Consider the following 15,091-nt stretch of genomic DNA (forward strand, 5'->3'; position numbering starts at 1 on the left):
CGGTCGCCTCGGGCAAAGCCCGAGGCGAAACACCTCTTTTCCCGAAAGGTCGCCCTGGATCAGGCCGCGCGGGGCTGGAAACGCGCCGTAGCCGGATCCACCTCATAAGCGGTGGCAAGCTCCTCGGCCCGTGCAACCAGATCGGCCACGCTTGCCAGAATGTAATCCACCGTTTCCTCTGCCATAAGGTAGGAAAAATTGAGCCGCACCCAGCCCGGTTTTTGCAGCTCCTGCCCCGCCAGGAGATCCCCGAGCAAGGCCTGCGAGTGGTCGCGATCAATCGCAAGCAGCCGGTGCGCATAAGACCCCGCGCAGGCACAGCCCCCACGCGCCTGAATGCCGTAGACATCGCTCAGCATCCGGGTGAAGAGCTGCTGATGCACCGGCTGACCGGACGCTCCCCGCACGGTGAACGAAAAGATCGGCAGGCGATGGGCGCTTTGGTGCCCCAGCAGGGTCAGCCCCGGCACCTGCGACCAGACCGCGCGCGCCTTGGCGGCATAATGCGCCTCGCGGGCCTCGACCTCCGCCTGTCCCACGGCCTCCTTGACCAGAAAGGCGAGGGCCGCGCGGATGTCGCCGATCACATTCGGGGTGCCAGCTTCCTCGCGCGCGGCGAGACAGTCAGAATAGCGATGCGACCAGGGCGACACGAAACTGACGGTGCCGCCGCCCGGCCAGGAGGGCACCGTCGCCCGCACCGCCGCGCGCCGCAGGATCAGTACGCCGGACCCACCGGGGCCGCCGGCAAACTTGTGCGGCGAGACCACCACCGCGTCTTTCGGCGCGGCGCCCTGCCCGCCCATGTCGATCGGCACATAGGGCCCGGCCCCGGCATAGTCCCAGACCGCGCGCGCGCCATGTGCCCGCAACAGCCGCGTCACCGGGTCGGGGTCAGTCAGAATGCCAGTGACATTGGAGGCCGCAGAAAAGCTGCCGATCTTCAGGTCCGCGTCCTGATGGGCGACCAGCGCTGCCTCCAGCGCGGCAAGATCGACGCCCCCCCCGGCGGCTTCCGGGATTTCGACCACCTCCGCCCGGCTTTCCCGCCAGGGCAGGATGTTGGAATGATGTTCATAGGGGCCGATAAAGACCACCGGGCGCTCTGCTTCCGGCACCCCCAGAAGCGTCACCAGCCGATTGAGCCCGGCCGTTGCACCGGAACCGGCAAAGATCACTTCGCAGTCGTCGCCCGCACCGGTCAGCCGGGCGATTTCAGCCCGGGCCGCGCGGCGCAGGCGGGTGATGTACTGGCCACAATAGGAGGCTTCTGTGTGGGAGTTGGCATAGTAAGGCAGCACCTTGGTCGCGATGAAATCCTCGACCTGCTGCAGCGCCCGCCCCGAGGCGACATAATCCGCGTAGACCAGAGGCACATCGCCGTAGAGACCGGGGATCATCAGCCCTTCGCCAATCAGACCCTGAACAAGCGTGCCCTGGTTGGCGGCCTCGGTGAGTGATGTTCTGAAGTCGTCGAGGATCATAATTGCGCCCTTTTTGGTTGTCTCAGGCAAGGTACCTGATGAAACGCGCGATTTTCCTCTGATTTCATAGGGTGACAGGCCCATTGTGCTATCATATGATCGCACAATGAGAGCAGGGATAGATCAAATCGACCGCGACATCCTGCACGTCCTGCAACGGGATGGCAGCCTGTCGCAGCGGGACCTGGCAGAGCGAGTCGGCCTGTCGCAGAATGCCTGCTGGCGGCGCCTGAAGGCGCTGCAGGACAAGGGCATCCTGCGCGGCACCCGCGCCGATGTGGATCGCGATCAGCTTGATCTGGGGCTTGTGGTCTTTGTCATGCTGCGCACGCGGCATCATTCCAGCGAGTGGCTGGCGCAGTTCCGGCGCCATGTGCTGACCATTCCCGAGGTCGTGGATTTTCACCGCATCGGCGGCGACTATGACTATCAGCTGAAGGTCGTCACCCGCGACATGACCAGCTATGACAAGGTCTATCAGCGGCTGATCGCCGGGGTAGAGCTGGATAGCGTCACCTCGTATTTCGCGATGGAGGCGATTGCCGAAGGGCGGCCCCTGCCGGTCTAGCCGGCGGGGCGGCCAAGACCGGGTCAGAGGCTCCGGGAGGCGGTCAGCCTAGTGCCCGAATGCCGCGTCGGGCATCCATTTCGGGCGTTTGCCCTTGGGCCCGGCCCGCATATGCAGACAGGCGGTATTGGTCCGCTGGAACCACAGCGCCTGAAGCGGATACCATCCTGCGCTTGGCACCTCGACCTCCACCGCGAAGGTCTCTTCGCAGGCCTGACGGCCGTCGAACTCTCCGACCAGCTGGCCGCCGACCACGGCGTGCAGCCCGTCATTGGTAAGGAAGTCGATGGTATAGATCCCCGGCTTGTCGAACCGCACGTAGCCGCTGATGTCAGCGACCACCCGCTCTGCCCGTTCCGAGGTCAGCACCGCCTGGCCCAGCTCGGTGTCGCGATAGTCAAGTCCGCTCAGGGGCGGGCCCGGGATACGCTTGTAATTCAAGGCACTGCGGGCCGCACCGAGGCTTTTGACGTCGGAGGGATAGGCATAGTAGACCGACAGGCCGGGTTTCAGCCCGGTCGGTTGCGGATCGGCGGGTTGCAACGCCAGCGGCGCGGCGACGGACGCAACCACGCCGCCACACAAAAACCCGAAGGCAAGGACGAAGGTTCTGATCGACATGATGTTCTCCCGAAGTATCCGCCCCTGTGGGCCGCGCGGCCAAAGGCCGAGATGTTGCCGACAGCTTAGTCCCTAAACCACCCTGTGCCCAAGAGATTCCTGTCGCCGCCCGCACCTGCCCCGCCCTTTTGCAAGCTGCAAAATGGAAAAAGCCGCCCCCAATCCCGGGAGCGGCTTTCCATGTGGTCCAATCCGGCCCCCCGAAGGGCGGCGGGATTAGTTTTTGGCGTAGAATTCGACCACGAGGTTCGGTTCCATGATGACCGGGTACGGCACATCGGCGAGCGAGGGCGCGCGCACGAAGGTGGCGGTCAGTTTGGAGTGGTCAACTTCGATGTAGTCAGGCACGTCGCGCTCGGCCAGCTGAACGGCTTCGAGAATGACAGCAAGCTGCTTGGACTTCTCGCGCACTTCGATCAGGTCGCCTTCCTTGACACGGTAGGACGGGATGTTGACGCGCTGGCCGTTGACCAGAACGTGGCCGTGGTTGACGAACTGACGGGCCGCAAAGACGGTCGGCACGAATTTCGCACGGTAGACGACGGCGTCCAGGCGGCTTTCGAGCAGGCCGATCAGGTTTTCACCGGTGTCGCCTTTGACACGCTCGGCTTCGCCATAGATGCGACGGAATTGTTTTTCGGTCAGGTCGCCGTAGTAGCCCTTGAGCTTCTGCTTGGCGCGCAGCTGGATACCGAAGTCGGAGAGTTTGCCCTTGCGGCGCTGGCCGTGCTGGCCGGGGCCGTATTCACGGCGGTTCACCGGGGATTTGGCGCGGCCCCAGATGTTTTCGCCCATGCGGCGGTCAATTTTGTACTTGGCAGACGTGCGTTTGGTCACGGCTGATCTCCTTCGTTGGATCGAGGCCAGGCTTGGCCACTATGAAGGGCGTTGTCCTCTTGAGGTTGAACCATCCGGTCCGCCCCCATGACAGGCATCCCCTTGCAGGGGCCACCAACACCAATGAAGCCGGGCGTATATAGCAACCGCGCGTGGTGTCAATGGGGCATGATCCAATCCCGCGCAGCTTGATCGCCGCGCCGCGGCAAATCACCCGGCGGGCGGCACGACCGGTCCCCCCGCCTTGACCCAGCCGGAGAACCCGTCCCGCAGGTGCGCCGCCGCGAATCCCATGTCCTGCAACAGCGCCACCGACAGCGCCGAGCGCCAGCCAGAGGCGCAATGAAAGATGAATGTCTTGTCCTGAGCGGCGAAGACCTCTTTGAAATAGGGGCTGTCGGGGTCAACCCAGAATTCCAGCATGCCACGGGGGCAGTGAAAACTGCGCGGAATAAACCCCATGCGCTCGCGTTCACGCACATCGCGCAGGTCGACAAATACCACCGAAGGGTCGTCGACGCGAGCAATCGCAGTGGCGCTGTCCAATTCCTCGATGCGGGCGCGCGCCTGCGCCACCATCTGCGCCGATGTTACCTTGAGCGGGGCCATGGCTTGTCTCCTTCTCCGCAAACTCGACCGCCAGTCTAGGCAAAGAATTCGGCGCCGACCACGCCGGATTGACAGCTGCGCGGGCCTGCCGCAGTGTCGCCCGTGGCATGGCCGGACGGTTCCCGGTTCGCCCCCAACATCCAACAGCATGAGGCCCGCCCGGTGACCGCAGATCCGTCCATTTCCCCCCGCCTGTCGGCGTCTCTCTCGCTCTGGGACCGGTCGTCGGACGAATCGGATCAGTCGCAACCGCTGTCCGGGGACAGGCAGGCGGATGTGGCCATCGTGGGCGGCGGTTTCACCGGCCTGTCCACCGCGCTGCATGGGGCGCAGAAGGGGCTGGCCTGTCATGTGCTGGAGGCGGAGACCATCGGCCATGGCGGATCCGGGCGCAATGTCGGTCTGGTCAACGCAGGTCTCTGGTTGCCACCGCAGGAGGTTCGCGCGCTTCTGGGCAATGAGATCGGCGGACGCCTTGTGGCCGAACTTGGCCGCACACCGGACTATGTCTTTTCCCTGATCGAACAGCATCAGATCCGCTGCGAGGCCACCCGGACGGGGACGCTGCACGCGGCCCACGCCCCATCGGGCCTGCGCGATCTGGAGCGCCGCGCCGCCGCGTGGCAGGCTCTGGGCGCGCCGGTCCGGTTGCTCAACGCGGCCGAGGTCGCCGAGAAAACCGGCAGCGCAAAGTTTCACGGTGGCTTGCTGGATGCCCGCGCCGGCACGATCAACCCGATGGGATATGTGCGCGGCCTGGCCCGTGCCGCCCGTGCCGCCGGGGCGGAGATCTCCACCGGGACAAAGGTGCGGGCGCTGGTCCGCGACGGGACCCTCTGGCGGGTGGAGACCAATCGCGGCATGGTCACCGCCCCGCATGTGGTGATCGCCACCAATGCCTATACTGCGGACCTCTGGCCGGGCCTGGCGCAAAGCTTCACCCCGATCCGGTTCTTTCAGATCGCCACCCAGCCGCTGGGCGACGACGCGGCCCATATCCTGCCCGAAGGACAGGGATTGTGGGACACCGGCAAGATCATGCTGTCCCTGCGCCGGGATCAGACCGGGCGTTTGATCATTGGCTCCATGGGATCGGTCTTTGGTGGCACCGAGGGGCTGACCCGCCGCTGGGCGGACCGCAAGCTGCACCGCCTGTTTCCAGAGCTTGGCCCGCTGCGGTTCGAGGATGCCTGGCATGGCGACATCGCCTTTACCCCCGACCATCTGTTCCGCATTCACCGGCTGGCGGCCGGGCTATATGCGCCAATTGGCTATAACGGGCGGGGCATCACCACCGGCACGCTGTTTGGGCGCGCGCTGGCGGATCTGTTTGCCGGTGCCTCCGAGGACAGCCTGCCGGTGCCGGTCAGCGATCTGGTGCCGGACCGGGGCCGCGGGCTGAAAATGCAGGCCTACCGCACGGCGTTCTTTGCCAAACAGGCCGCCGAAAGCCTGATCTGACCGGCACGGCGGCGGGCAGTACGAAAGCCAGGCACGCCCCTGGAAGGCGAGAGGTTAGCTGTCCCAGACCTGTTCCAGCTGGGCATTGATATCCGCCGCAGCCGCCTGAAGCGCCGCCAGATGCTGCGCCGCGAAGGCCGCCACCGGTTTGTAGGTCCGCAGCCAGAGCACCGACAGGCCGCCGACCACCTGCCCCCGCACGGTGATCGCCACCGCGATGGCATAGAGGTCGGTGTCCCATTCGCGGTCGCCCAGATAGGCGGGCGAGCGTTCGGCATAGCCCTGGGCCCGGATCACATTGATCCGTCGCATCAGCGCCGCCAGATCAAGGCCAAAGCTGACCGGCCCCCAGTGCAGATCCGATTTCAACGCCTCATAGGTGGCGGCGATCTCGCGATCAGGCAGCGCCGCCAGACAGGCCAGCCCGGTGGCAGAGCCGAAATGGCTGACGCGCCGGTTGATCTGACCTTGTTCCACATGGAAATGACTGGCCTTGCGGGTGCTGTCGATGATCCGCATGGCGCGGGCCTCGCGGATGTGGATATCCGACGGCCAGCCGATGGTTTCGGTCAGGGCCAGCGTGCGCGGGATTGCCGCATCGGCCACCTGCAACATTCCCTTGGGCATCACATCGCCCGAAATATCCGGAAACACCACCAACGTGCGATAGAGCTGATCCGCCAGCGACCGCCGCACGATCTTGCGCGCGATCAGGGTTTGCAACAACCGCCGCAACGTGCTCTTGGGCAGGCCAGTGGCCCGGTGCAGATCCGCCAGCGACATCGCCCCCTCGCGCGCGAGGGTTTCCAGGATTTCAATGCCACGGTCGAGGGAACGATTTTCCTTGAGCATGGCGCAAGTCATGCCACTCTACGGCACGATTTGACAAAGGTTTTCTGCGCGCCCACGGCTTTCTTAGGTTTTGGGCAGAGACCTCGGGGAGGCTGGCGATGAATATTCTCTTTATCATGTTTGATCAGTTGCGGTTCGACTACCTGAGCTGCAGCGGCCATCCGCATCTTGAGACACCCCATATCGACCGGCTGGCAGCGCAGGGGGTGCGCTTTACCCAGGCCTATGTGCAATCCCCGATCTGCGGCGCCGCCCGGATGAGCTGCTACACCGGGCGCTATGCCTCGAGCCACGGAGCGCAGTGGAATGGCTCTCCGTTGCGGGTGGGGGAATGGACCATGGGCGACCACCTGCGTCAGGCCGGCATGGCGTGCTGGCTGATCGGCAAGACCCATATGAACGCCGATGTGGAAGGCATGGCGCGCCTCGGCCTGGCCCCCGACAGTGTCATCGGCGCCCGGCAGGCCGAATGTGGCTTTGACGTATGGATCCGCGATGATGGCCTCTGGGCTGAGGGGCCGGACGGGTTCTACGACACCAAACGCAGCCCCTATAATGCCTATCTGAAATCAAAGGGCTACGCCGGGACCAACCCCTGGCACGATTTTGCCAATGCCGGGCTGGACGGAGTCGACATGGCCTCTGGCTGGTTCATGGCCAATGCCGGCAAGCCTGCAAACATCGCCGAAGACGACAGCGAAACGCCATGGCTGACCAGCAGGACGATTGATTTCATCGAACAGGCCAGCGCGCCCTGGTGCGCCCATGTCAGCTATATCAAACCCCATTGGCCCTATATCGTGCCCGCGCCCTACCACGATATGTACGGTCCCGAACATGTGCTGCCGGCGGTCAAGGATCCGCGCGAACGTGTGGATCCGCACCCGGTTTACGGCGCCTTCATGGGCAATGCGATTGGCCAGGCCTTTTCGCGCGAAGAGGTCCGCGCCGCCGCCATTCCGGCCTATATGGGGCTGATCAAACAATGCGACGACCAGATGGGACGGCTGTTTGCCTATCTCGAGGACACCGGACGGATGCAGGACACGATGATCGTGATCACCTCGGATCACGGTGATTATCTGGGCGATCACTGGCTGGGCGAAAAGGACCTGTTTCACGACCCTTCGGTCAAGGTGCCGATGATCATCTGCGATCCCCGACCAGAGGCCGACGGGACCCGTGGCACCACGGTGGACGCGCTGGTGGAAAACATCGACCTGCTGCCGACCTTTGTCGAGGCGGCAGGGGGCACGGTGGCCGATCATATCCTAGAGGGGCGTTCGCTGACCCCCTGGCTGCATGGCCAGAAGCCGCAGACCTGGCGCGAATACGCGATCAGTGAATATGACTACAGTGCGACACCGATGGCGGTGAAACTTGGGATCGCACCACGCGATGCCCGATTGTTCATGGTGGCCGACGGGCGCTGGAAATTCATGCATGCCGAAGGCGGCCTGCCACCGATGCTGTTCGATCTGGAGCAGGACCCGCAGGAATTCAACGACCTCGGCCGCAGCCCGGACCATCAAGCCATCCGCGACCGGATGTATGACCGGCTTGGCCAATGGGGGCGGCGGATGTCGCAGCGGGTGACCCGGTCGGATGCGCAGATCGAGGCCGGGCGTGGCGCCTCTCGCCGCAAGGGGATTTTGCTCGGTCTATACGAGGAAAGCGACACGGATCCGGAGCTGGCAGCGAAATACGTCGGCCCCGCGCCGCGCTGACGTCGCCGCCTCAGGTTACCTCGTAATCCAGCGCCTCTATGGCCTGTTGCAGCGCCTTGACGAACAGCCGCTCCAATGGCGCCGGAGCCGCGTCCTGACGTTGCATCAAGCCCACCGGCCCCTTGGTCAGCGTGGTGTCAAAGGGCAGCCGGACCAGCCGGCCGTCGCCCAGCTCCTGGCGCACCACCCCTTGCGAGATCATCCAGATTGCATCGGTGTCCCGGGCATAGACCCGCGCGAAGGCGCCAGAGACCGTCTCGATCCGCTGCGGCGGCTCCGACAGGCCATGGCTGACCAGCCACCGCTCCACCAAGGGGCGGATCGCGGCGCTGGTCGGCGGAAAGATCACCGGCCAGCGCGCCAGATCGCTCAGGTCCGGCGCACCCAGACAGGGGTGTTCGGGCCGGACAACGCAGACCACCTCTTCGGTATAAAGCTGTGTGAAGGAGACCCCCTGCATGCTCGCCGGATCGCCCATGCGCCCGATCACCATGTTGACGGCCCCGCTGCGCAACAGATCCATCAGCATGCCGTGCGGTCCATCCGACAGTCGCAACACCGCCACGGGGGCGAGACGCCGAAAGCCCTCGGCCACCTTTGGCAGCAACCCCGCCGCAACGCTGGGCAGGGCCCCGACCGTGACCTCCTGTTGCAAGAACCCGCCGCGGGACCGATCCACGCCCTCCAGCCCATGATCCAGCGCCGCAAGGCTCATGCGGGCAAAATGCGAAAACACCTCGCCGGCCTCGGTCAGCTCGACCCCGGCGCGACTGCGCAGCAACAGCCGGGTGCCAAGGATCTCTTCCAGCTCTTTCAGCGTGCGTGACATCGCCGGCTGTGTCAGCCCCAGATGGTCCCCTGCCCCCTTGAGACTGCCGCGCGCGACCACCTCGGACAGGCACTGCAGATGGCGAATTTTGACTTGTCGGCTCAGTTTATAGTTACCCATATCGGTATTCATAATGGGATATTTCTCATTTTTGAATACGCAAACTGCATGTTACGGTGTCTTCAACGAGGAGAGCGAGATGCGAAAACAGGTGGTGATCATTGGTGGCGGGCCGTCCGGCATGCTGCTCGGGCAGTTGCTGCACCTAGCCGGGATTGACACGGTGGTCCTGGAGCGCCGCAACAAGGCCCATGTCCTCAGCCGGATCCGCGCCGGCATTCTGGAGCAGGGCATGGTGGAGCTGATGCACAAGGCCGGTGTCGGCGCGCGGCTGGAGCAGGAAAGCTATCTGCACAACGGCACGCTGATTTCCCACAATCACGAGATGTTCGGAATAGATTTCCAGCAGCTGATCGGCAAATCCGTTGTGCTTTATGGCCAGACCGAAGTGACCCGCGATCTTTATGCCGCGCGCGAAAAGGTGGGCGGCGATGTCCTGTTCGACGTCGAGGATGCGGAAATCCACGATGCCGAGCGCGACCATCCCTATGTGACCTTTCGCAGAAATGGCAGGACAGAGCGGATCGATTGCGATTTCATTGCCGGTTGCGACGGGTTCCACGGTGTCAGCCGGCGCAGCATCCCGGCCTCGGTGCGCCGCGAATACGAAAAGGTCTATCCCTTTGGCTGGCTTGGCATTCTCTCCGAGACCCCACCGGTGAACGATGAGCTGATCTATGCCAATTCTCCGGATGGATTTGCGCTTTGCTCCATGCGCAATGCCAATCTCAGCCGGTACTACGTGCAATGCAGTCTTGGCGATGATGTCGGCGACTGGACCGACACCCGGTTCTGGGACACGCTGCGGCACCGATTGCCGCCCGAAGTGGGCGAGGCGCTGGTCACTGGTCCCTCCATTGAAAAATCCATTGCGCCGCTGCGGTCATTTGTCAGCGAACCGATGCGCTGGGGGCGGTTGTTCCTTTGTGGCGATGCCGCCCATATCGTGCCGCCGACCGGCGCCAAGGGGCTGAACACCGCGGCGTCGGATGTGCATTATCTCTATACCGGACTGACCCAGTTTTATCAGGACAAGGACAGCGACGGCATCGACCGCTATTCCGAAAAAGCCCTGGCGCGGGTCTGGAAAGCGGAACGGTTCAGCTGGTGGATGACCTCGCTGCTGCACCGGTTCCCGGATCAGAGCCCCTTTGATCTGCGGATGCAGGGCGCTGAAATGGCCTTTCTGCGCGACAACGAAGACGCCCAGCGCGTGCTTGCAACCAACTATGTCGGGCTACCCTACTGATGCGGATGGCAAAACTGAAACACACGGCGCTGCATTGGCGCGAGGATGGCGCGGCGGATGGGCCGGTCGTGGTGTTCGCCAATTCGCTGGGCACCGATCTGAGGCTTTGGGACGCGGTGGTCGACCGGCTCCCCAAACATCTGCGGCTGATCCGCTTTGACAAACGCGGCCACGGGCTGTCTGCCTGCCCGCCCGGTCCCTATAGCATCGACGACCTCGCAGCGGACACGCTGGAGCTGCTGGACCATGCGGCGGTGGCGCAATGCACCTTTGTCGGGCTGTCCATTGGCGGCATGATCGCCCAGGCGCTGGCGGCCCAGGCGCCAGAGCGCATCACGGCGCTGGTGCTGTCCAATACGGCCGCCCGGATGGGCGATCCTGCCATGTGGCAGCAGCGGATTGACGCGATCAACGCGGGCGGCATCCAAGCGCTGTCGGATGCCGTGATGGAGCGCTGGTTCGCGCCTGGCTTTCTGGCTTCGCAGGCCCATCTGCCCTGGCGGCACATGTTGGAACGCACCCCGCGCGCCGGTTACATCGGCTGCTGTCAGGCCCTCGCCGGCGCCGATCTGACCGCAACGACACAGCAGCTCTCCCAGCCGACACTGGGGATTGCGGGCAGCCTTGACGGGGCCAGCCCGCCGGCGCTGGTCGAGGCGACGATAGATCTGATCGCCGACAGTCGTTTCACTTTGATCGAAGACACGGGCCACCTGCCCTGTGTCGAAGCGCCCGACGCCTTTGCCGGTGCGCTGACCGACTTCCTGAAGGAGCTAGGCCATGTCTAAACAGCCGCCCACCGACCGCTACATCACCGGCATGACAGTCCGCCGCAAGATACTGGGCGAAGCCCATGTGGCGCGGGCCGAACTCAAGAAAACCGCCTTTGACGAGCCCTTTCAGACATTGATCACCGAAGCCGCCTGGGGCAACCTCTGGGCCAGTGACGGGATCAGCGACCGGGAACGCTCCATGCTGACGCTGGCATTGCTGGCGGCGCTTGGCAATTTTGACGAGATCCCGATGCATATTCGCGCCACCGCCCGCACCGGTGCCAGCAAGACCGATGTATTGGAAGCCTTTCAGCATGTCGCGATCTATGCCGGGGTGCCACGGGCCAATCACGCGCTGAAGCTGGCCAAGGACACCTATGCCGAGATGGAAGAAGAGGAACGATCCGCATGACCAATGGCTTTGTGAACCGCGACCGGCGCTGGCATCCGGCGGCGGTGACCCCGGACTACAAGACATCCGTCGCGCGTGGCCCACGTCTGGCACCGCTGTCCTTTCCCACCACCCTGGGCGAGGAAACCGGGCCGGTCTTTGGGCACGACATGCTGGGCGCGCTGGACAATGACCTGATCCTGAATTTCGGCCCCCAGGGCGAAATGGCGATCGGCCCACGCATCATCGTCCATGGGCAGCTGCGTGACGAATTCGGGCGTGGCGTGCCCAATACGCTGATCGAGGTCTGGCAGGCCAATGCGGGCGGCCGGTATCGCCACAAGAAGGAAAGCTATCTGGCGCCGCTGGATCCGAATTTCGGCGGCTGTGGCCGCTGCATGACCGACGCGCAGGGGTTTTACGAATTTCGCACCATCATGCCCGGCCCCTACCCCTGGCCCAACACCATGAACGACTGGCGGCCCGCGCATATCCATTTTTCGATTTTCGGACAGGCCTTTGCCCAGCGTCTGATCACCCAGATGTACTTTGAGGGCGACCCGCTGATCTGGCATTGCCCCATCGTTGACACCATCCCCACCCGTGAGGGGATCGAAAGCCTTGTCGCGCCGCTGGATATGGCGCGGACGGTGCCGATGGATGCGCGGGCCTACAAGTTCGACATCACCCTGCGCGGCCGCCGCCAGACCTTGTTTGAAAACCGCATGGAGGGGCTCTGAGCCATGGTCCAGCCGCTGAACCACCTGAAGGAATCCCCGTCGCAGACCGCCGGGCCCTATGTCCATATCGGCTGCACGCCGAATTTCGCCGAGATCACCGGCGTCTACCCGCATGACCTTGGTCAACAGATGATCACCGGTGACGTGGCTGGCCCGCGCATCCGCATCACCGGGCGGGTGATCGACGGCACCGGCACCCCGCTGCGCGATGCGATGATCGAAATCTGGCAGGCCGATGCCGCCGGCCTGTTCAACAGCCCCAGCGAGACGCGCGGGCAAGCGGACCCCGATTTCACCGGTTGGGGGCGCGCGCCGTCGGACATGACCACCGGCACGTTTACCTTCGACACGGTCAAACCCGGCGCGGTGCCGTTCGTGGATGGTCGCCTGCAAGCGCCCCATGTGACGCTCTGGGTCGTGGCGCGGGGGATCAACCTCGGCCTGCACACGCGGATGTATTTCCCGGACGAGGCAGAGGCCAACGCCGCCGACCCGATCCTGTCGCGGATCGAGCATCAGAACCGGGTCAACACCCTGATCGCCACGGCCGAGGGCGACGGTCACTACCATTTCGACATTCACCTGCAGGGCGAGACCGAGACGATCTTTTTCGATATCTGATGCCTCCGGGGGCGCGCGCCCAGCCCCCGGTTTTGATTTGCCGCGCCACGGGCACCGCCATAGGCTCTGACACATCCGCGACCCTGCATGAAAGACCGCTACCGTGAACCCATTGACCGCGACCAACCCGTTCTTTTCCGGCCTTTTTGCGGACGAAGAGATCACGGATCTTTTTTCGCAGCAGGCAACGGCACGGGCGTTTCTGGCCTTTGAAATCGCGCTGAGCCAATCGGCAGGCGCGGCCGGGTTGATCGCGCCGGAACTGGCCGACCGTGCGGCCGCAGCCATGGCGGATTTCAAACCCGATATCGCCGCCCTGCTCCCTGATCTCAGCACCGATGGCATGGCGGTGCCGGGCTATGTGCGGCAACTCAAGGCCCATGTGGGCAAGGATCTGGCGGTAGCCGTGCATCCCGGAGCCACCAGCCAAGACCTGATCGACACCGCCCTGGCGCTGTCGATCCGGGCCGCAAACGACATTTTCCAGCACCGCCTTGCGGCGCTGCTGTTGGCGCTGGATGATCTGGCGACGACGCAGGCGGGCCATCGGCTGATGGGGCGCACCCGGATGCAGGCCGCCCTGCCCATCGACGCGGCGCATAGAATTGCAACCTGGCGAGCGCCCTGCGCGCGGGCGCAATCCCGTCTCGCGGCGCTCAGACCGGAAGTGGAGCAACTGCAGTTCGGTGGCCCGGTGGGCGACCGCCAGCGCAGCGCGCCGGTTGCGGATGCGCTGGCGACGCGGCTCGCCCGGCATCTGGACCTGCAGTGCCCCCCAGCCAGCTGGCATACGGAGCGCGACGGGCTGGCCCTTTATGCCGGATGGCTCTCTTCCCTGACGGGCAGCCTGGGCAAGATGGGCCAGGACATTTGCCTGATGGTGCAGCAAGGCGTCGATGACCTGGCCCAAAGCGGTGGCGGCACCAGTTCCGCCATGGCCCATAAACAGAACCCGGTAACGGCGGAACTGTTGGTGACACTGGCCCGGTTCAACGCCGCCCAATTGCCGCTGATGCACCAGGCGCTGGTCCACGAACAGGAACGCTCTGGCGCCATGTGGACGCTGGAATGGATGGTATTGCCGACGATGATGACATGCACCGGCGCCGCCCTGACCCGCGCGACACAGCAGGTCCGCGCCATCACCCGCATCGGCGAGACACCTGACGCCGGCTGAACGGCATCTCAAAAGAAAACGGAAAAAAGTTTCAGGCGCTGCATCCAAATGCGGCCCTGGCGGAGTCTTCCTATTAGACGGCGTGCGGATGGTCCGCGCCTCCCGTCTGACAGCGAGGAGCTATTTCATGCATTTTCTCAAGACCGCATTTGCCACCGTTTCCCTGATCGCCACCGCACAGGTCGCACCGGCCTCCGGCACCGCCAGCCTGCAGGCCATTGGTCTGAGCGGCGACAACATGCTGCATGTGATCAATACCGAAACCGCCACGGTCACCGCCTCCATGCCGGTCAAGGGCGTCGACAGGCTTCTTGGCATTGACCTGCGGCCTGCCACCGGCCAGCTGATCGGCGTCACCTCGACCTTTGATATTGTCGAGATCGACATCGCAACCGGCGACGCCACCGTGATCTCCACCATGGACAAGGAACTGCCGGTCACCGACGGGGCGCCCGTTATCGTCGACTTCAATCCTATGGCAAACAAGCTGCGGTTCATGAGCGGCACCACCAATCACCGCGTCGATATCGAAAGCGGAGCAGTGACCGTGGATGGCAGCCTTGCCTTTGAGGGGGCCGACATGCATGCCGGCGAAGCCCCGGCAATCGCGGCGGCGGCCTACATCAACTCCTACGGGACACCGGACAAGACGGCGATGTTCGATATCGATTCCACCATCGTTGCGCTGATCCAGCAGACCTCGCCCAACGATGGCACCCTCGCCGCCATCGGCAAGCTCGGGATCGAGGCCAGCGAGACCTATGCCTTTGACATTGCCACCGACGCCGAGGGCACCAACACCGCATGGCTCGCCACTGGCGGCACCCTGAATACCGTCTCGCTGGAAACCGGCAAGATCATGGAAAGCTGGGAGATTTCCGGCGCCGAGGCGGCCTTGCGCGATATCACAATCCTGACCGCCAAGTAACCAACCAAGGCGCGTCGCAGGCTGCAAGCCACCACAGTGCTGCAGCCTGCACGTCTCTCTGCCCCCCGAGGGAAACGCCCCGGGGGGCCTTGTTTCTCCGGGGA

Annotated in this window: 16 protein-coding genes; 10 read left to right on the forward strand and 6 right to left on the reverse strand. The window is 64.1% G+C overall.

The window, feature by feature from the left end:
• Positions 1-59: 59 nt before the first annotated feature.
• Positions 60-1,484 carry an aminotransferase class V-fold PLP-dependent enzyme gene (locus tag TRIHO_RS10760; protein ID WP_068243293.1) on the reverse strand — a complete coding sequence of 475 codons (1,425 nt, stop codon included), beginning with the start codon at positions 1,482-1,484 and terminating at the stop codon, positions 60-62.
• A gap of 106 nt (positions 1,485-1,590) precedes the next feature.
• On the opposite strand from TRIHO_RS10760, the gene TRIHO_RS10765 reads away from it, so the two are divergent.
• A complete protein-coding gene (locus tag TRIHO_RS10765; RefSeq protein WP_068243092.1) occupies positions 1,591-2,052 on the forward strand; it encodes an Lrp/AsnC family transcriptional regulator in 462 nt (153 codons plus the stop codon).
• A gap of 48 nt (positions 2,053-2,100) precedes the next feature.
• Here TRIHO_RS10765 and TRIHO_RS10770 read toward each other — a convergent pair whose 3' ends face one another.
• From TRIHO_RS10770 to TRIHO_RS10780, 3 genes are all read right to left on the reverse strand, one after another.
• Positions 2,101-2,673, reverse strand: coding sequence for a PA14 domain-containing protein (locus TRIHO_RS10770; RefSeq protein ID WP_068243095.1), 573 nt, complete (start codon positions 2,671-2,673; stop codon positions 2,101-2,103).
• Between the two features lie 216 nt (positions 2,674-2,889).
• Complete coding sequence (gene rpsD / locus TRIHO_RS10775) at positions 2,890-3,510, reverse strand: 30S ribosomal protein S4 (RefSeq protein WP_068243097.1); 621 nt, start codon at positions 3,508-3,510, stop codon at positions 2,890-2,892.
• A 210-nt stretch (positions 3,511-3,720) separates the two neighbouring features.
• A complete protein-coding gene (locus TRIHO_RS10780; RefSeq protein ID WP_068243100.1) occupies positions 3,721-4,119 on the reverse strand; it encodes a rhodanese-like domain-containing protein in 399 nt (132 codons plus the stop codon).
• Positions 4,120-4,281: 162 nt separating this feature from the next.
• Between TRIHO_RS10780 and TRIHO_RS10785 the strand changes: the two genes are divergently transcribed.
• Entirely contained in the window at positions 4,282-5,580 is a 1,299-nt protein-coding gene (locus TRIHO_RS10785; RefSeq protein ID WP_068243295.1) for an NAD(P)/FAD-dependent oxidoreductase, read from the forward strand.
• 54 nt (positions 5,581-5,634) lie between these two features.
• Here TRIHO_RS10785 and TRIHO_RS10790 read toward each other — a convergent pair whose 3' ends face one another.
• Positions 5,635-6,432 carry an IclR family transcriptional regulator gene (locus tag TRIHO_RS10790; RefSeq protein WP_068243103.1) on the reverse strand — a complete coding sequence of 266 codons (798 nt, stop codon included), beginning with the start codon at positions 6,430-6,432 and terminating at the stop codon, positions 5,635-5,637.
• Between the two features lie 98 nt (positions 6,433-6,530).
• Here TRIHO_RS10790 and TRIHO_RS10795 point away from each other — a divergent pair, with 98 nt between their 5' ends.
• The gene (locus TRIHO_RS10795; protein ID WP_068243105.1) at positions 6,531-8,159 is read left to right on the forward strand and encodes a sulfatase-like hydrolase/transferase; all 1,629 of its coding nucleotides are present in this window, start codon (positions 6,531-6,533) and stop codon (positions 8,157-8,159) included.
• Positions 8,160-8,169: 10 nt separating this feature from the next.
• On the opposite strand, the gene pcaQ is transcribed toward TRIHO_RS10795, so the two are convergent.
• Positions 8,170-9,108, reverse strand: coding sequence for a pca operon transcription factor PcaQ (gene pcaQ, locus TRIHO_RS10800; protein WP_068243298.1), 939 nt, complete (start codon positions 9,106-9,108; stop codon positions 8,170-8,172).
• Positions 9,109-9,187: 79 nt separating this feature from the next.
• Here pcaQ and pobA point away from each other — a divergent pair, with 79 nt between their 5' ends.
• The 7 genes from pobA (at position 9,188) to TRIHO_RS10835 (ending at position 14,987) form a co-directional block, all read left to right on the forward strand.
• A complete protein-coding gene (pobA, locus tag TRIHO_RS10805; RefSeq protein WP_068243108.1) occupies positions 9,188-10,357 on the forward strand; it encodes a 4-hydroxybenzoate 3-monooxygenase in 1,170 nt (389 codons plus the stop codon).
• The gene (gene pcaD, locus TRIHO_RS10810; RefSeq protein ID WP_068243110.1) at positions 10,357-11,145 is read left to right on the forward strand and encodes a 3-oxoadipate enol-lactonase; all 789 of its coding nucleotides are present in this window, start codon (positions 10,357-10,359) and stop codon (positions 11,143-11,145) included. Before pobA ends, pcaD begins: the two co-directional genes overlap by 1 nt.
• A complete protein-coding gene (pcaC, locus tag TRIHO_RS10815; RefSeq protein ID WP_068243113.1) occupies positions 11,138-11,542 on the forward strand; it encodes a 4-carboxymuconolactone decarboxylase in 405 nt (134 codons plus the stop codon). Before pcaD ends, pcaC begins: the two co-directional genes overlap by 8 nt.
• Complete coding sequence (pcaH, locus tag TRIHO_RS10820) at positions 11,539-12,261, forward strand: protocatechuate 3,4-dioxygenase subunit beta (RefSeq protein WP_068243115.1); 723 nt, start codon at positions 11,539-11,541, stop codon at positions 12,259-12,261. The genes pcaC and pcaH overlap by 4 nt, the downstream gene beginning before the upstream one ends.
• Before the next feature lie 3 nt (positions 12,262-12,264).
• A complete protein-coding gene (gene pcaG / locus TRIHO_RS10825; protein ID WP_068243118.1) occupies positions 12,265-12,882 on the forward strand; it encodes a protocatechuate 3,4-dioxygenase subunit alpha in 618 nt (205 codons plus the stop codon).
• Positions 12,883-12,985: 103 nt separating this feature from the next.
• Positions 12,986-14,059 carry a 3-carboxy-cis,cis-muconate cycloisomerase gene (locus tag TRIHO_RS10830; RefSeq protein WP_068243121.1) on the forward strand — a complete coding sequence of 358 codons (1,074 nt, stop codon included), beginning with the start codon at positions 12,986-12,988 and terminating at the stop codon, positions 14,057-14,059.
• 127 nt (positions 14,060-14,186) lie between these two features.
• Positions 14,187-14,987, forward strand: coding sequence for a DUF4394 domain-containing protein (locus tag TRIHO_RS10835; RefSeq protein ID WP_068243125.1), 801 nt, complete (start codon positions 14,187-14,189; stop codon positions 14,985-14,987).
• Positions 14,988-15,091: the final 104 nt, after the last annotated feature.

It is taken from the genome of Tritonibacter horizontis (assembly GCF_001518015.1).
Classification (GTDB): Bacteria; Pseudomonadota; Alphaproteobacteria; order Rhodobacterales; family Rhodobacteraceae; genus Epibacterium; species Epibacterium horizontis.